Annotated in this window: 17 protein-coding genes; 4 read left to right on the top strand and 13 right to left on the bottom strand. The window is 65.9% G+C overall.

Annotated features, from left to right (window positions below; all coding sequences use genetic code 11):
• Positions 1 to 9: 9 nt before the first annotated feature.
• The 5 genes from NX782_RS04885 to NX782_RS04905 form a co-directional block, all read right to left on the bottom strand.
• Entirely contained in the window at positions 10 to 2,343 is a 2,334-nt protein-coding gene (locus tag NX782_RS04885) for a methyl-accepting chemotaxis protein (RefSeq protein WP_258844298.1), read from the bottom strand.
• A 39-nt stretch (positions 2,344 to 2,382) separates the two neighbouring features.
• The gene (locus tag NX782_RS04890) at positions 2,383 to 2,892 is read right to left on the bottom strand and encodes a chemotaxis protein CheW (RefSeq protein WP_258844299.1); all 510 of its coding nucleotides are present in this window, start codon (positions 2,890 to 2,892) and stop codon (positions 2,383 to 2,385) included.
• A gap of 1 nt (position 2,893) precedes the next feature.
• Positions 2,894 to 3,262, bottom strand: coding sequence for a response regulator (locus tag NX782_RS04895; protein ID WP_370661762.1), 369 nt, complete (start codon positions 3,260 to 3,262; stop codon positions 2,894 to 2,896).
• Positions 3,263 to 3,274: 12 nt separating this feature from the next.
• On the bottom strand, positions 3,275 to 3,670 hold the full coding sequence (locus tag NX782_RS04900) for a response regulator (RefSeq protein ID WP_258844300.1): 396 nt from the start codon (positions 3,668 to 3,670) through the stop codon (positions 3,275 to 3,277).
• Positions 3,671 to 3,846: 176 nt separating this feature from the next.
• Positions 3,847 to 3,999, bottom strand: a complete 153-nt coding sequence (locus NX782_RS04905) for a rubredoxin (protein WP_036170087.1) — start codon at positions 3,997 to 3,999, stop codon at positions 3,847 to 3,849.
• An 89-nt stretch (positions 4,000 to 4,088) separates the two neighbouring features.
• Between NX782_RS04905 and thiD the strand changes: the two genes are divergently transcribed.
• From thiD to NX782_RS04925, 4 genes are all read left to right on the top strand, one after another.
• The gene (gene thiD / locus NX782_RS04910) at positions 4,089 to 4,946 is read left to right on the top strand and encodes a bifunctional hydroxymethylpyrimidine kinase/phosphomethylpyrimidine kinase (RefSeq protein WP_258844301.1); all 858 of its coding nucleotides are present in this window, start codon (positions 4,089 to 4,091) and stop codon (positions 4,944 to 4,946) included.
• Entirely contained in the window at positions 4,943 to 6,235 is a 1,293-nt protein-coding gene (hemL, locus tag NX782_RS04915) for a glutamate-1-semialdehyde 2,1-aminomutase (protein ID WP_258844302.1), read from the top strand. The genes thiD and hemL overlap by 4 nt, the downstream gene beginning before the upstream one ends.
• Before the next feature lie 165 nt (positions 6,236 to 6,400).
• Positions 6,401 to 7,687 carry an NRAMP family divalent metal transporter gene (locus NX782_RS04920; protein WP_258844303.1) on the top strand — a complete coding sequence of 429 codons (1,287 nt, stop codon included), beginning with the start codon at positions 6,401 to 6,403 and terminating at the stop codon, positions 7,685 to 7,687.
• A 74-nt stretch (positions 7,688 to 7,761) separates the two neighbouring features.
• Entirely contained in the window at positions 7,762 to 8,439 is a 678-nt protein-coding gene (locus NX782_RS04925; protein ID WP_258844304.1) for a hypothetical protein, read from the top strand.
• Between the two features lie 26 nt (positions 8,440 to 8,465).
• Here NX782_RS04925 and corA read toward each other — a convergent pair whose 3' ends face one another.
• From corA to mpl, 8 genes are all read right to left on the bottom strand, one after another.
• Positions 8,466 to 9,431 (bottom strand): magnesium/cobalt transporter CorA, encoded by a 966-nt coding sequence (gene corA / locus NX782_RS04930; RefSeq protein ID WP_258844305.1) that lies wholly within the window; start codon positions 9,429 to 9,431, stop codon positions 8,466 to 8,468.
• Positions 9,432 to 9,614: 183 nt separating this feature from the next.
• Positions 9,615 to 10,346: a monofunctional biosynthetic peptidoglycan transglycosylase gene (gene mtgA / locus NX782_RS04935; RefSeq protein WP_258844470.1), complete on the bottom strand. Its 732-nt coding sequence runs from the start codon at positions 10,344 to 10,346 to the stop codon at positions 9,615 to 9,617.
• Positions 10,347 to 10,366: 20 nt separating this feature from the next.
• Positions 10,367 to 11,191 (bottom strand): shikimate dehydrogenase, encoded by an 825-nt coding sequence (aroE, locus tag NX782_RS04940; protein ID WP_258844306.1) that lies wholly within the window; start codon positions 11,189 to 11,191, stop codon positions 10,367 to 10,369.
• Positions 11,188 to 12,042 (bottom strand): TonB C-terminal domain-containing protein, encoded by an 855-nt coding sequence (locus NX782_RS04945; RefSeq protein WP_258844471.1) that lies wholly within the window; start codon positions 12,040 to 12,042, stop codon positions 11,188 to 11,190. Before NX782_RS04945 ends, aroE begins: the two co-directional genes overlap by 4 nt.
• Positions 12,043 to 12,242: 200 nt before the next feature.
• A complete protein-coding gene (locus tag NX782_RS04950; protein WP_258844307.1) occupies positions 12,243 to 14,303 on the bottom strand; it encodes a ribonuclease catalytic domain-containing protein in 2,061 nt (686 codons plus the stop codon).
• Position 14,304: 1 nt separating this feature from the next.
• A complete protein-coding gene (locus NX782_RS04955) occupies positions 14,305 to 14,901 on the bottom strand; it encodes a chorismate--pyruvate lyase family protein (RefSeq protein WP_258844308.1) in 597 nt (198 codons plus the stop codon).
• Entirely contained in the window at positions 14,898 to 15,500 is a 603-nt protein-coding gene (locus tag NX782_RS04960; RefSeq protein ID WP_258844309.1) for a YqiA/YcfP family alpha/beta fold hydrolase, read from the bottom strand. Before NX782_RS04960 ends, NX782_RS04955 begins: the two co-directional genes overlap by 4 nt.
• A complete protein-coding gene (gene mpl / locus NX782_RS04965; protein WP_258844310.1) occupies positions 15,497 to 16,882 on the bottom strand; it encodes a UDP-N-acetylmuramate:L-alanyl-gamma-D-glutamyl-meso-diaminopimelate ligase in 1,386 nt (461 codons plus the stop codon). The genes NX782_RS04960 and mpl overlap by 4 nt, the downstream gene beginning before the upstream one ends.
• Positions 16,883 to 16,955 lie beyond the last annotated feature (73 nt).

The raw sequence follows: 16,955 nt of genomic DNA on the forward strand, positions 1-16,955 counted from the left end.
GGATCGATTTTAAGCGGCGGAGACGCGGAAGCGCGACACCGAGTTTTTCAGCTCCTGTGCGAGCAGGGACAGTTCCTGGATCGACTGCGCGGTCTGCTGCGTGCCGTCCTGGGCCTGTCCGGTGATCGCCAGGATGTGCTGCATATTGTGCGCCACCCCGTTCGCGGACGTCGCCTGCAAGCCGGTCGCGGTCGAAATACCCTGGATCAGCTCCGCCAGCCGGTTCGACACGCGCGAGATATCGGCCAGCGCGGCGCCGGCGGCGTCCGACAGACGGGCGCCCTCGACCACGCCCTGGGTCGATTTTTCCATTGCCGCGACGGCATCGTGGGTGTCGGTCTGAATGGTGCGCACCAGTGCGCCGATCTGCTTGGCCGCTTCGCCCGAGCGTTCGGCCAGGCGCTGCACTTCCTCGGCCACGACCGAGAAGCCGCGCCCCGCCTCGCCGGCGGAAGCCGCCTGGATCGCCGCGTTCAGCGCCAGCACGTTGGTCTGTTCGGTAATGTCGGAAATCAGCTCGGTGATCTCGCCGATCTCCTGCGAGGATTCGCCCAGGCGCTTGATGCGCTTGCTGGTTTCCTGGATCTGTTCGCGGATCTCGCCCATGCCCTTGATGGCGTTCTGCACCGCGGTCGCGCCCTGCTCCGCCGCGGCCACCGACTGGCGTGCCACTTCGGCCGATTCGTTGGCCGACTGCGATACCCCGGTGATCTCGCCCGCCATCTGCAGCATGGTGGCGGAGGTGTCCTGGATCTCGCGGGCCTGCTGCCCGGCCGCGACCAGCAGGTCGCTCGAAATCTTCTGCGCCTGGTTCGATGCCTGGGTCACCTTGCCGGCGGTGTCGATGACGCGCACCACCAGGCCGCGCAATTCTTCGACGGTGTAGTTGACCGAGTCGGCGATCGCGCCGGTGATGTCCTCGGACACGGTGGCATACACGGTCAGGTCGCCGTCCGCCACTTCCTGCAATTCGTTCATCAGGCGCAGGATCGCGGCCTGGTTCTGGTCGTTGGTGGCCTTCGCCTCCTCTTCCTTGGCCTGGGCCAGCAGGCGCATCGCTTCCGCTTCCTGACGACGCGCATCGGCGCCGCGGGTGCGGTTGCGCGAGTCCTGCAGCATCACGCGCGAGATACTGCCGGCCATCGCCAGCGTGAAGATCGAGGCCACCACCAGCAGCCAGAACCACGGGCCGGCGTTGCCCTGGTCGGCGCGGAATTCGCCCTGCAGGTTCGAGAGCTGGGCGCGCAGCTCTTCGTTGTCGCGGAAGATGCTTTGCTCGGCGGCCTTGGCGGCGGTCAGGTCCGACAGGTTGTGCAGGAAGCTGGAGACGATGGTCTGGCAGACGCCGAATTTCGACTGCACCTCGAGCAGCTTGTTGCGCAGGTCGGCGTCGTTCAGCGGCGCCAGGCCGAGCGCCTGGCTGCCGTTCAGCAGGCCGTCCACGGTGGCGCGGAAGGTCGTGATGTCGCGGCCCATCTGAAACGCGGTTTCGGGACTGATGCCGCCCGAGCTCAGGAACTCGTTGGCGCTGCGCGACAGGCGCTGGGTCAGCATCATCAGGCGGCCGAGCGCGGCCAGCTCGCGTGCGCTGCCGCCGTGTCCGGTGCGTTCGGTCAGGATTTCCTCGGTCAGCGCCAGCATCTCCGGCGACAGGATATTCAGCTGTTTCAGGCTGCTGTCGAAGCCGATCAGCTCCGGCTTCATCTTGAGGATGCTGATGGCTGCCGCATCCGAGACCTTCCACTTGGCGCTGACCTTGCCCAGCTGGCGCGCGGTGTCGCCCGATGCGGCCGGGATGTCGTTGCCGTTGAAGCTGCCGCCCTTGGCCAGCAGGTCGAGGTCGCGGCCCAGCGCCATGCGGCTGTCCTGGAGCTGGGAGAAGGCGTCTGGATTGCCCTGCATCGCATTCGTCGCGGCCTTGCCGACGCGCTGCGAATGCATCACCGCCTCGCTCGCGATCTGGGTCTGGTTCAATGCCACCGCGCCGCTGCCGGCGTTACGCCACAGAGACAGGATGGTGAGCAGGATGCCGATCACGAAGGCGACCAGCAGGATGCGCAGCTGGCGCGGCAGCGACAGGTGGCCGATCAGCGGCAGGCGCAGCTCCTCGTCGGCGCCGGCCGTCGCGGCGGCAGCGGCTGCGGCGGCGCGCTGCTTGCGGCCGGCCAGGTTGCCGAGCCGCTCGGCGGCATCGTCGGCCGAGTGCTGCGGCATGCCGGCGGCATCGGCGGCGGCCGGCATCAGGCCGATCCCGAACTGGGTGTCGGGCGACGCCAGCACGGTGCTGCCGTCGTCCTTGTCCTTGGCGAGAAAATTCACCGTGAGTTTAGATGCGAATCCCATTCCAGCTCCAGTCCAGAACCTGTTGTCGTTATGTGTTTGTCAGAGGCCGACCTGCAGGAAGCGCTCGTCCTGCGCCAGCGCCGCCAGCGCCAGCGGCGTCCAGGCATGGCCGTCGGCGTCGATCAGGCGGCCCGCCGAGGGCGTCATCTCGGCGGCCTGGCGCAGCCCGTGCACGCGCGCGGCCAGGAAGCCGCAGGGCATGCCGAGACTGGGCGAGAAGGTCACCAGCCGTGCGGCCGGTCCGGGCGCGGCCGCGCTTTCCTGCAAACCGAAGAAGCGGGCCAGGTCGACCACGCCGACCAGGCTGCCGCGGATATTCGCCAGCCCGAGGTACCAGGGCTGGGTGAGCGGCACGCTGGTCAGCGGCGGCACCGGCACGATCTCGCCGGCTTCGAGCAGGTCGAGCAGGTAGCGCTCGCCGCCGATCTCGACGCCCAGCTGGTGCGTGCGGGCGCCGCTGCCGGTGCGCGCGGCCTGCATGCGCTCGAGCAGCTCTTCCTGGTACTGGCGCAGCCGCAGGCGCCGGGCAGCGGGATCGAGGGTGGCCATGTCAGGCGTCGAGCGTGGCGATCCTGGCCAGCAGGGCCGGGCCGTCGACCGGCTTGACGAAATAATCCTTCGCGCCCTGGCGCATGCCCCAGATGCGGTCCGTTTCCTGGTTCTTGCTGCTGCAGATGATGATCGGCACCGAAGACAGTTCGGGATCGCGCGAAATCGAGCGCGTGATCTGGAACCCGTTCGCACCCGGCATCACGACGTCCATCAGGATCAGCTGCGGGCGGTCGGCGCGGATCTTGGCCAGCGCCTCCTCGCCGTTCTCGGCGGTGGTGACGGTAAAGCCGTTGCGCACCAGGATGTCGGTCAGGTAGTAGCGTTCGGTCGGGGAATCGTCGACGATCAGGATCTTTTGTATGGCCACGATGGGCTCCGGTCAATGCATGCCGTTTGCTGCCGTATGGTCACGCACGGCGGCAAGGAGGCTGTCTTTGGAAAACGGTTTGGTGAGATAGGCGCTGGAGCCGACCATGGCGCCGCGCGCGCGGTCGAACAGGCCGTCCTTCGAGGACAGCATCACCACCGGGGTCGCGTGGAATTTCGCGCTCTTCTTGATCAGCGCGCAGGTCTGGTAACCATCCAGGCGCGGCATCAGGATGTCGCAGAACACCAGCGCGGGCTGGTGATCGTTGATCTTGGCCAGCGCATCGAAGCCGTCCTCGGCCAGCACCACCTGGTACCCGGCCTGGGTCAGGAAGATTTCGGCGGAACGGCGGATCGTGCTGCTGTCGTCGATCACCATGATCTTCAGGCCTGTCGCTTGCGTCGTCATATTAGTTTCACTTCAGCATGAACCAGCACGATAGCATAGGGCGCTGGCCTTGTGCGCGAAGTGTTGCTATACGTCAACTAGGCGAAAACCAAGGCGATAATCTATTCACAACAAGCTTGGCAAGAAGGCATCGCCGGGGCGGCAAATGCCCTGTTTTTGATGACTAAAACGACAACTCAGATGGCGGTCATCTCGAAATCGTCCTTGCGCGCGCCGCATTCCGGGCAAGTCCAGTTCATCGGCACGTCGGCCCAACGGGTACCGGGAGCGATGCCGTCTTCCGGCGCGCCTGCGGCTTCATCGTAGACCCAACCACAAATCAAACACATCCAGGTCTGAAAAGCCTGCGTTTCGTTGCTCACGTTTCGGTTCCTTCTATCTAGTAAAATGGCGAGTCAGGTATCTTAATCTAACCCCTGTGCAAAACCAACCGTCTCCACTCATCCTCACATTCGGGCCGGCCGATCCGGTCGGCGCGCTGGGCATCCAGTCCGACGTGGCCGTCTTCGCCATGCACGGTTGCCATGGCCTGTCGGTGGTGACCGGACTGCTGGTGGCCGATTCCGCACGCGTCGACCACATCCAGCCGGTCGAGTCCAGCAGCGTGGTCGAACAGGCCCGGATGCTGCTCGAGGACATGCCGATTGCCGCGATCAAGGTCGGCACCATGGCCAGCCTGGAACAGGTCGCGGCGATCGCCGAGATCGTGTCCGACTACGCCCAGGTGCCGCTGATCCTCGACCCGTTCACCACCGGCCTGCCGGATTGCGGCGTGCGCGACGACGACATGCTGACCCTGATCCACCAGTTGCTGGTGCCGCAGGCGCACGTGCTGATGATGTCGCAGCCCGAGCTGGCGCGCTTCGCCGACTGCTGGCGCGACCCGGGCAGTGTCGCCACCGTGGCCGAGGATGTGGCCGAGCTGACCGCCTTCGGCTGCGGCCACGTGCTGGTCACCGGCATCGGCGGCGGCGATGGCGTCCGCGCCGACAACCTGTACGACGCCGACGGCCTGGCCGTCAGCCTGTCCTGGCCGCAGCACCTGCCCGGCCCCTTCGTCGGCGCCGGCAACACGCTGTCGGCGGCGCTGACGGCGCGCATGGCGCAGGGCCTGGACGCGGTCGAGGCCCTGACCTATGCCCAGGACTACACCAGCGGCACCCTGCAGCATGCCTGCCGCTTCGGCATGGGCCGGCTCATTCCCAATAAACTGTACCGGATCGCGGCGCCCTGCCCGCGCGTCGCGCCGGATAACCAGCAAGAAGAACAACCATGACTGAACAAACCTCGAAAAACGATATCCTGTTCGCCCGCGCCCAGCAGACCACCCCGGGCGGCGTCAACTCGCCGGTGCGCGCCTTCCGCTCGGTGGGCGGCACCCCGCGCTTCATCACCCGCGCCGAAGGCCCGTACTTCTGGGACGCCGACGGCAAGCGCTACATCGACTACATCGGCTCCTGGGGCCCGGCCATCGTCGGCCACGCCCATCCGCAAGTGATCAAAGCGGTGCAGGATGCGGCCGCGAACGGCCTGTCCTTCGGCGCCCCGACCGAAGGCGAGATCGAGATCGCCGAAGAGATCTGCCGCCTGGTGCCCTCGATCGAGCAGGTGCGCCTGGTCTCCTCCGGCACCGAAGCGACCATGAGCGCGCTGCGCCTGGCGCGCGGCGCCACCGGCCGCGACAAGATCGTCAAGTTCGAAGGCTGCTACCACGGCCACGCCGATTCGCTGCTGGTGAAAGCCGGCTCCGGCCTGCTCACCTTCGGCAACCCGACCTCGGCCGGCGTGCCGGAAGACTTCGTCAAGCACACCCTGGTCCTCGACTACAACAACATCCCGCAGCTGGAAGACGCCTTCGCCTCGATGGGCGACACCATCGCCTGCGTGATCGTGGAAGCGGTGGCCGGCAACATGAACCTGATCCGCGCCACGCCGGAATTCCTGCGCCGCATGCGCGAACTGTGCACCGAATACGGCGCCGTGCTGATCTTCGACGAAGTGATGTCGGGCTTCCGCGTCGGCCTCGGCGGCGCCCAGGAACTGTACGGCATCACGCCGGACCTGACCGCGCTGGGCAAGGTGATCGGCGGCGGCCTGCCGGTGGCGGCCTTCGGTGGACGCGCCGAGCTGATGGAAAAGATGGCCCCGGTCGGCCCGGTCTACCAGGCCGGCACCCTGTCCGGCAACCCGGTGGCGGTGGCCGCCGGCATGACCACGCTGAAGCTGGTGCAGGAAGCGGGCTTCTACGACAAGCTGTCCGCCCAGACCGCCAAGCTGGTCGCGGGTCTGACGGCAGCCGCGAAAGAAGCCGGCGTGGCCTTCTGCGGCGATGCCGTCGGCGGCATGTTCGGCATGTACTTCTCGCACCACATCCCCTCGACCTATGGCCAAATGATGGCCGGCGACAAGGAGCGCTTCAACCGCTTCTTCCACGGCATGCTGGACGAGGGCGTGTATTTTGCGCCGGCGATGTTCGAAGCCGGCTTCGTCTCGGCCGCGCACGACGATGCCGTGATCGAAGAAACCGTGGCGGCGGCGCGACGCGTATTCGCCCGGATCGCTTAAGCCAGGCTTATTTACCTTTTATTACACGGTGGAGACGCTGCAAGGCGTTTCTACCGTGCTACACTCCGCGCCGACCATGAACAGTCCCTCTAAAAACTCAACCCGTCCGGCGCGCTGACCATTTTTAAATCGTTGGCCGCGCCCGTTTTCATTTGCGCAGGCCCGATGATGAAGTCCAAGTTCCAGCTCTTCCGCCGTCTCACCGACAACGCCACCCTCAAGTCCCTCGGCCCCGGCCTCATCACCGGCGCGGCGGACGACGACCCATCCGGCATCGCCACCTATTCCCAGGCCGGCGCGCAATTCGGCTTCAACACCTTGTGGACCCTGGTCCTGACCTATCCTTTCATGGTCGGCATCCAGCTGGTCTCGGCACGCATCGGCCGCGTCACCGGCCGCGGCCTGGCCGCCAACATCCGCCGCGCCTATTCGCCCTGGCTGCTGTACGCGATCGTCGTGCTGCTGCTGGTGGCGAACGTGATCAACATCGCCGCCGACATCGCCGCCATGGGCGAAGCCCTGCGCCTGGTGACCGGCGTCGGCTCGCAGCACATGTATTCGCTGGGCTTCGGCATCCTGTGCCTGCTGCTGCAGGTCTTCCTGCCCTACAGCACCTATGTGCGCTACCTGAAGTGGCTGACGCTCGGCCTGCTGGCCTATGTGGCGACCGCCTTCGCCGTGCACATGCCCTGGACCGAAGTGCTGGCGCGCACCGTCTGGCCGCACTTCAGTTTCACCAAGGAGTCGGTGGCCCTGATCGTGGCGGTGTTCGGCACCACCATCTCGCCCTACCTGTTCTTCTGGCAGGCCTCGCAGGAAGTGGAAGAGATCCGCAACGACGCCAGCACGCGCGCGCTGCGCACCCGCCCGAAAGATGCGAAGGCGCAGATGAAGCGCATCAAGGCGGACACCCTGATCGGCATGGGCTTCTCGAATCTGGTGGCCTTCTTCATCATCCTGACCACGGCAGTCACGCTGGGCGCGCACGGCATCACCGACATCCAGTCCTCGGCACAGGCGGCCGAGGCGCTGCGTCCGGTGGCGGGCGAATTCGCCTTCGTGCTGTTCGCGCTGGGGATCATCGGCACCGGCATGCTGGCGGTGCCGGTGCTGGCCGGCTCGGCCGCCTACGCCGTCACCGAGAGCTTCCGCTGGCGCAACGGCCTGGACCTGAAAGTGGTCGAGGCGCGCGAGTTCTACGGCATCATCGCCCTGGCCACGCTGGGCGGCGTGCTGCTCGACTTCGCCCCGGTCGACCCGATCGCGGCACTGGTGCTGTCGGCCCAGATCAACGGCGTGATCGCGGTGCCGATCATGGTCGTCATGATGATGCTGGCGCATAACCGCAAGATCATGGACCAGTACACGCTGACCACCCGCCACACCCTGATCGGCTGGCTGGGCGTGGCCATCATGCTGGTGGCGGTGGTGGCGATGTTTGCGACGATGTGATCCTGACTTTATTGCTGGCCGAGCGCTGCGCTTTATACTGTCGCCGAGACCATGAACAGGTCATCGGAGACGTCATGAAAAGCAGATACGCGGGCGCCCTCGTTCTGTCGGCAGGTTTGCTGGCAGCCGGCTGCGCCCAGGCCCAGAACACCGACGAGGACATGTGCCGCAACGGCCTGCTCCCGTCGCAGCAGGCATTCCACCTCGCCACCGTGGCCGGCACTGCGCCCAAACTCTACTTCTTCGACGACTGGGATGGCTGTCCACAAAAAGGCGCATCCTGCCAGACCAAAGCCTATGTGGTGCCGGGCGATCGCCTGCTGCTCGGCAAGGCGCATGGCGAATGGACCTGCGCCTGGTACCAGGGCAAGTCACGCGAGACGGTCGGCTGGGTGCGAAACAGGGATCTGGTGGCACAGCCGGACACTGCGTTCCAGACCGGCGACTGGCTGGGAAAGTGGATGGAGGTCTACAAGGGACCGGGCAGGCTCGGCATCTCCCGCGTGGGCGACGCCCTGCAGGTGGCGGGAAACACGCGCTGGATCGGCCAGAATACCGAAAACTTCGGCGACATCTCGGGCAAGCTCACGGTCTCCGGCCAGCACGGCCATGTTGGCCCCGCCGGCGGCAAGGAAACGTATGAATGCAGCGCGGACATGGCCCGCATCGGCGACTACCTGATCGTGCACGACAACGGTCAGTGCGGCGGCCTGAACGTGCGCTTCGACGGCCTTTACGTCCGCGCGCGCTGAGGCCGTAAAACCTGCCCCCGGCAGTTTTACTTCAACCAGCCGCGGTGACGGAAGTACAGGAAAGGCGCCACCGCGCTGATGACCATCAGGGTCAGCGACCACGGATAACCGAGCTTCCAGTGCAGCTCCGGCAGGAACTCGAAGTTCATGCCGTAGATACTGGCGATCAGCGTCGGCGGCAGGAAGGCCACCGAAGCCACCGAGAAGATCTTGATGATCTTGTTCTGGTTGATGTTGATGAAGCCGACGGTGGCGTCCATCAGGAAGTTAATCTTATCGAAGAGGAAAGACGTGTGGCCGTCCAGCGATTCGATGTCGCGCAGGATCTGGCGCGCCTCCTCGAACTGGTCCGAATTCAGCAGCCGGCCGCGCATCAGGAAGCTGACCGCGCGGCGGGTGTCCATCATGTTACGGCGGATCCGGCCGTTCAAGTCTTCTTCCTGGGCGATCGCATTCAGCGCGGCGGCCGCGTCCTGGTCGGTGAATTCCTTCTGCAGCACGCGGGCGCTGACCTCTTCCAGGCTCTGGTAGATGCCTTCCAGCGCATCCGCCGAGTATTCGGCGTCGGTGGCGTACAGGTCCAGCAGCACGTCCATGTAGTCTTCGATCGAGCCGGGACGCGAACGCGCGCGCAGGCGCACCAGGCGGAATACCGGCAGGTCGTCGTTGTGGACCGAGAACAGGATCTTCTTCGCCAGGATGAAGGCCACCGTGACCACGCGCGACGGGCCTTCTTCCTCTTCGAGCAGGAAGTCGGTGCGCAGGTGCAGGTCGCCGTTTTCCGCCTCGTAGTAGCGGGCCGAGGCCTCGATGTCCGATACTTCGTCCTCGCCAGGCAGGATGACGCCATACATCGCCTTGACGACGGCACGTTCTTCGTCGGTCGGGTCGGTCAGGTCGACCCAGACAGGCGTTACTTTCTCCAGATCCGCGCGCGACGCGATCGCTACCTGGTTCAGTCGGCCATTTTGTAGGACAAATACGTTGATCATGCGCTGCTTTCTCGGCCGGATTCGGAAACAGCGCAAGTGTACCTGTAAGCCCTGAGCCCGGCCACCCCGCAGGCAACAAAATTGCAAGCTTGAGCAGCCTCAAACCGGGGTCAGACACCGATTTTTGGAAATGTCCCGAGGGCTCTTTCCAGAATTCGGTGTCTGACCCCGGTTTGGGTTATATCAAGGGAGGTCGGCGGCGTTCATCCGGCGTTGGATGACGGCGGTGCGGCGGGCCAGGTAGTTGGTGTTGCGATGGGCGTCGTAATAGCGCGGGTTGGGCAGCATCACCGCCAGGCGCGCGGCCTGGTTGGCGTTCAGCTTGGCGGCCGAGCTGCGGTAGTAGTGGCGCGCAGCCGCCTCCGCGCCGAACACGCCGCGGCCGAATTCGACCACGTTCAGGTAGATTTCCAGGATGCGCTGCTTGCTCATCACCGTTTCCAGCATGTAGGCGATGACCAGTTCCTGGCCCTTGCGCAGGTAGTTGCGCGAGCCGGACAGGAACAGATTCTTGGCCAGCTGCTGCGTGATGGTGGAACCGCCGCCGATCACCTTGTGGCGCTTGTTGTTGCGCTCCCAGGCCTTCTCCAGCGCTTCCCAGTCGACGCCGTCGTGTTCCGTGAAATTCGCGTCTTCCGAGGCGATCACCGCACGTTTCAGGTTGTCCGAGATGCGCTCGTAAGGCACCCAGACCTGCTCCAGCTTCGCGTTCGGGTTCTTTTCGCGCAGGCTGGAAAGCTGCTGGCGCATCATGCTGGTCGACGATGGATTGAACTGGGTCCACCAGCAAACCATCGCGAAAAAGTAGAGCTGCACCAGCAGCACGGCCAGCAGCGGTCCGAGAACGATCCACTTCAGCCAGCGGCGGCCCCTGCTCTTCGTGGCACCGGCCGTCTTGCCGGCGCTGCCCGCCATGCTTGCCTTCAGCGCTCTCGTCATTGTTGTGTTCGCATCTGTTCCAGGAGGGTGGCGGTCTGCGGCCGCACGCCGCGCCAGATGGCGAAGGCTTCGGCGGCCTGCTCGACCAGCATGCCCAGGCCGTCGCGGGTCGTGGCGCCATGGCTGGCGGCGAATTCCATGAACGGACTCGGCTTATTTCCGTACATCATATCCAAAGCCAGCGTGCCCTGGCAAAAAGCGAGCGCAGGCACCGGCGGCATGGCGGCAGACAGGCTGGCCGAGGTGGCATTGATCACCACGTCGAAAGCCTCGGCGATGTCGTCGAAGCCGCAGGCCGCCATCTGCTTCGGATGCGCCAGCTGCCCGGCAAACTGCGCCACCAGCGCATCGGCGGTGGCACGGGTGCGGTTGGCGATCGCGATCGCCGCGGGGCCATGCTGCAGGATCGGCAGGATCACGCCGCGCGCTGCACCGCCCGCGCCCAGCAGCAGCACGCGCTTGCCGGCGAGCGGCACGCCGGCGTTGCGGACGATGTCGGCCACCAGGCCGGGGCCATCGGTGTTGTCGCCGACGATCTCGCCGTTCTCGAAACGCAGGGTGTTGACGGCGCCGGCCAGGCGCGCGCGTTGTTCGAGCCGGGTGGCGATGTCGGCCGCTTCCAGCTTGAAGGGCACGGTGACGTTGGCGCCGCGGTAGCCGCGCTCGATCAAGCCGCGCACTGTCTCGGCAAAGCCGTCCAGCGGCGCCAGCACCCGCTCGTAGACGATGTCCTGGCCGGTTTGCGCCGCGAATGCGGCATGGATGTCGGGGGACCGGCTATGGCCGATCGGGTTGCCAATCACGCAATACTTGTCGCTCATGCGCCTTTTTCTTTCTGCAGTTCGGTTTCCAGCTTGCCTTCCCGCGTGAACGTGAAGGTCGTGATCACGATCCACAGGTCGTCCTTGTCGGTGGAACGCATATTGGCCGGGAATTTGCCGAAGGGCGCGGCGCGGCGCACGATGCCCAGCGCGGCCTGGTCCAGCGCGCGGTTGCCGGACGAACGCTCGATGCGCGGTCCGCCTTCCTTGTCGTAGATGCTGCCGTCCTGGAAGACCGGGATGTACATCACCAGCTCGCCGTACAGCTTGCGGCCGTTCTGCTGCGGGAAGCTCAGGGTGCCGACTTCCTCGACCCGCTTCTGCATCGCCTTGTAATACAGGGCGTAACCGACCCCGCGGGTGCTGGGGCTGATGAAGGTCTTCTTGGGGCGCTTGTTCTGGTCCGAGATGCGCTGGGTGATCTCGGCGGTCTGGCGCGCGATGGCACGGCTGGTCTCGAGCATGTCGGCGCCGTTGCGCGACGGGTCCGGCTTGTCCTGCTCGGCGATCGGGGCGGCGTTGAAGCCGGAGGCGTGGGTCTGGGTCAGGATCTTCTGGCGCTGCTCCAGCTCGGCGATGCGGCGCTGCAGGGCCTTGATGCTGTCGCCATCCTCGACCTTGCGCAGGTCCGGCAGCGGCGACTGGGCGCGGCCGGCATCGGCGTTGCCGCCGCCGTCGAGGTTGGCCTGGGCCAGCGCCTCGGCCTTGACCGGGGCGCGCTCGTGCTTGGCGTTGACCAGGATGACTTCCAGCCCCGGATCGGTCGGCTGCAACCGGAACGCATCCGGCGCGGCGAAGCGGATCGCCAGCAGGGACGCGTGCGCCAGCACCGAGAAGGCGATGGCGATCATCATGGGACGGTTGTGTTGGAGGCTCTTCACGTGCTGCGGGATGGGACGGTTGGGAGTACGTAACTACCCATTCTACCGTGCAAGGCCGCGACTTTGTTGGGCTGAATGACCGCTGTTGTAGGGTGGGCACTCCGTGCCCACGCGGACGTTAGCGTTATGCAAACGCTGGACGTGGGCACAGTGTGCCCACCCTACGTTCATCACGCGGCGGGGACGTCGGTCTGCGTGGAAGGATCGGTCACGGTCACCGAGCCCTCGGCTTCCACCGCTTCCTCGGCCGCCGCCTCGCCGGTATCGGCAGTGGCGCTTGCCGCTTCCTCTTCTTCCTCCAGTTCCAGCTCGGCGGCCGCTTCCGGCGTCGGCTCGGCCACCTCGAGCAGGCGGGCTTCCAGCGACAGGTCGACTTCGTCCCAGCGCACGATGTCCATGCGCACCTGGGCGCCGCGCGGCACCTGCTGCATGCCCGGCAGGCGGATCACCAGCGGGATCTCGACCAGGCGCAGCACCTCGTCCTTCAGCACCACGGCATCCACCTGGCGCGCATTTTCCTGCCCCAGCCAGCGCAGGCACCAGTAGCGCTCCATGTTCTGCTGGAACTCGTTGTAGGCGGCATAGGCGGCGTCGAAGGCCGAGACGATCGAGAACAGGGTCGCGTCGCGCGGTTTGAACGGGGCCACCAGCGGCGCCGTCACGCCGTGCTCGGCGCAGGCCAGGATCTGCCACTGGTTGACCAGGTCCGTATAGCGGCGCAGCGGCGAAGTGCTCCAGGCATACTGGTCGACGCCCAGGCCCTGGTGCGGCGCCGCGTGGGTCACCATGCGCACCTGGATCTTGGCGTTCCAGCCGCCGGCGCCCGGGCCCTGCGAGCGGTAGATGCCCGGTACGCCCGAGTCGTGCAGCAGCTTGCCCCAGGTGCTGTTCGCGAAGATCATCAGCTCGGCCACGATCTTGTCCAGCGGCGCGCCACGCTTGCGGCGCACGATCGTGACGACGTCGTTCTCGACGTAGAAGTTGAAGTCGACGCGGTTGGCCTGCTCGGGCTTGAGGCCGAAGGCTTCGCGCTTCTTCATGCGGCCCGCTTCGAGCTGCAGCGCCCATTTCCACAGCAGGCCCAGCTCGTCCTTGTGCGGGTACTCGCCGGTGCCGCTTTCCAGCACCTCTTCGGTGACCAGGGCGTCGAGCTCGTTCAGGCGCAGGTTGCTCTTGATGTGCACGCGCTCGGCGCGGGTCTCGGTCGACAGCACCGACCAGTTTTCCGGATTCAGTGTCGCGTACAGCGACAGCGCCGGGCAATCCCTGCCTTCGGCCAGGGTGAAGGCTTCCACCACCTCGTCCGGCAGCATGGTGATCTTATCGCCCGGCATATACACGGTCGACATGCGCGCACGCGCGATCTTGTCGAGCGCGTCGTCCGGACGGATGGCCAGGCCCGGCGCGGCGATGTGGATGCCGACCCGCACCGTGCCATCGTCGAGGTGCTCGACCGACAGCGCATCGTCGATCTCGGTGGTGGTCACGTCGTCGATCGAGAAGGCCGACACTTTCGCCAGCGGCAGGTCCGTCGGCGCGCTCGGCACCGTCACCTGCGGGAAGCCGGCGCCGCGCGGGAAGTGCTCGAACAGGAAGCGCGCCATGTGCAGTTCCTTGGCCGAGGCCATCCCGCCGGTACTCAGCATCAGGCGCTGGGCATTGGTCTGCAGCTCGCTGGCGGCGGTTTCCAGCGCCTTGTATTCGATGCTGTTCTTGTCCGGCTTGAACAGCAGCTGCTGCACCAGCGGCTGCATCGCGGCCGGCAGGCGGCCCGCCTTCAGCTCGTCCACATACGACTGCTGCACGATGGCCTGCTGCTTCTTCTTTTCGATGCCGGCCAGGGCCGCGCGCAGCGACTGTTCCGGCGCGGCCTTGTAACGGCCGCGGCCCTTCTTGTAGAAATAGATGGGGGCGTTGTGCAGCGCCAGCACCAGGCCGGCGGCCTCGAACGGCAGCGGCGCGTGGCCGAAGTATTCGGCGCCCAGTTCCGTGAAGCCGAACTCCTCCTGGCCCGCGACCTCCCACAGGAATTCGAGGTCGACTTCCTGTGCGACCGCCTTGGCCTGCTCCAGCAGCTCGGCCGGGGACGGCTTGTCGAACTGCAGCAGCACATCGCGCGACTTGACCTTGGTGCGCTTCCCGCTCGGCATTTCGACCTGGTAGGCCTCGCCCGCCTGGGACAGCACGGTACCGACCTTGAAGTCGCCGGATTCTTCGAAAAAGACGTTCATCTCACTTCACATTCATGGTTTGTTTAGCCGCTGCCAGGTCCAGCACCGCGGGCAAGAATACCTCGGTGACCAGCAGCAGGCCTTGACGGCGGCGATAGACGCAGCGCCGCGCATAATGGATCGTATCGGGCCGCACGCCCAGCCCTTCCCGCTGCAAGGCCGCATCCACGCGCGCCAGCAGCGGGTGGCCCGGGCGGATGCGGGCAAATTCAAGCTGGCCGCGCACGACCCTCGGATCATAGAACAGGGTCGTACCGAGCGAGCGTTCGCCGAGCGCCGAGAACAGCGGCCAGTCCTGCGCGGTCGCGTTCATCGGCACGACCGTGTGGCCATACACCACCGGCGCGCCGTCGCAGCGCAACAGCACCTCGCGTTCCCACACGCGGCGCGGCCTCGCCAGGCCAATCGCTGCGGCTTCGTCCGCCAGGCAGACGTTCGGCGCCTGGCGCAGCTTCTGCACGCGGAACTGGCGGCTGTGCGCGATCAGGCGCACGGTCAGCGAGCCCGGCGTGGTCAGCCAGTCGCGCATCGCGGCATCGGCATGGACGCCATCCGCATGCGCCAGCCAGCGGGCCCGGTGCAGCGATGCCGGCCTCACGCCCGGTCCGATCCGGTGCAGAAGTCCAGCACCTCGTCGACGTATTGTTCGAATTCCGACACCGCATGGTCGCTGCCGTCGATGACGTGCTGGCGCGCGCCCGCGTAGTGGGCCACCATGTCGCGGTAATCCAGCACTTCGTCGCCGGTCGCGGCCAGCAGGAAGTAGCGTTCCGGGCGCGTGATCCGCGCCACCTTCAGCTCGGCCAGCTCGTCGATGTACTCGCGCTTGAACTCGAAGGGCTCGTCGGAATGCCAGGCGGTGGTCACGCCGACGTGCTGTTCGAGGTTCTTCAACGGGTCGACCGCCGGGTTGATCAGCACCGCGCGGCAACCGAAGCGCTCGGCCAGCCAGGTCGCGTAAAAGCCGCCCAGCGAGGAGCCGACGATGGCCAGGTTAGCCTTGTAGCGCTCGACCAGGGTCAGCACCAGTTCCATCGCCGCCTTCGGCGAAGCCGGCAGTTGCGGACAGATCAGCTGCTGCGCCAGGCCGCGCTGCGCCATGCGCTGGTGCACCACCCGCGCCTTGAACGACTTCGGCGAAGAGCGGAAGCCGTGCAGGTATAACACGTGCGCGTCTGCGAGATGCGGAGAACTCATTCCGCCAGCGCCTCCAGCAGCTTCTGGTGCACGCCGCCGAAGCCGCCGTTGCTCATCACGAGGATGTGGTCGCCCGGCTGGGCCGCCTGCACGATGGCCTGGACCATGTAGTCGAGCTGGTCGAAGCTGTGCGCGATCGTCCCCAGCGGTTTCAGGGCGTCGGCCAGCGACCAGCCCAGCGCCTGTTGGCTGCCGAAGCCGAACACCAAGTCCGCGTCCTTCAGGCTGCCCGGCAGCGCATCCTTCATCGCGCCCAGCTTCATGGTGTTCGAGCGCGGTTCCAGCACGGCCAGGATGCGGCCCGGGGCATCGGCTCCACCTGCGCCGAGCTTCTGGCGCAACCCGCCGACGGTGGTGGCGATCGCGGTCGGGTGGTGGGCAAAGTCGTCGTAGACCGTCACGCCCTTCACCACGCCGCGCACTTCCATGCGCCGCTTGACGCTCTGGAAGCGGGCCAGCGATTCGATGGCCTGGGCGGGCGGCACGCCGACATGGCGCGCGGCGGCGATCGCGGCCAGCGCATTGGTGCGGTTGTGGTGGCCGGTCAGGTCCCAGTGCACGGTGCCCTGCAGTTCGCCATTGAACAGCACGTCGAAGCTGGAACCGCCCGGATGCTCGACCAGGCTCCAGTTTGTGCCTTCGGATGCGCCGAAGGCTTCTTTCTCGCTCCAGCAGCCGCGCTTGAGCACGCGGCCGAGCGAGGCTTCGTCGCCGTTGACGATCAGGCGGCCGACGCCGGGCACGGTGCGCACCAGGTGGTGGAACTGGGTCTCGATGGCGCCGATGTCCGGGAAGATGTCGGCGTGGTCGTATTCGAGGTTGTTCAGCACCGCCGTCTTGGCGTGGTAGTGCACGAACTTGGAACGCTTGTCGAAGAAGGCGGTGTCGTACTCGTCGGCTTCGATCACGAAGAAGTCGGACTCGGTCTCGCCCTGCAGGCGCGCCGAGATGCCGAAGTTCATCGGCACGCCGCCGATCAGGAAGCCCGGCGAATACCCGGCGTCTTCCAGGATCCAGGCCAGCATCGAGGTGGTCGTGGTCTTGCCGTGGGTACCGGCGACCGCCAGCACCCATTTATGACGCAGGATGTGGTCCCCGATCCATTGCGGGCCAGATACATACGGCAGGCCGCGGTTCAGGATTTCCTCGATCAGCGGATTACCTCGGGTCATCACGTTCCCGATCACGTAGAGATCGGGATTGAGCGCCACCTGCTCCGGGCTGTAACCCTGGATCAATTCGATGCCCTGGGCTTCGAGCTGGGTGCTCATCGGAGGATAGACGTTGGCGTCGCACCCCGTGACGCGGTGGCCGGCCTCTTTGGCCAGGACTGCCAGACCGCCCATGAAGGTGCCGCAAATACCGAGGATGTGAATGTGCATGGTGATCGAGAAAATAGCGAATGCACGATTTTACCCGACGCGATGCCATTTTCCGTTCAAGAGTATGATCACG

This window comes from Massilia norwichensis (genome assembly GCF_024753245.1).
GTDB classification, from domain to species: domain Bacteria; phylum Pseudomonadota; class Gammaproteobacteria; order Burkholderiales; family Burkholderiaceae_D; genus Telluria; species Telluria norwichensis.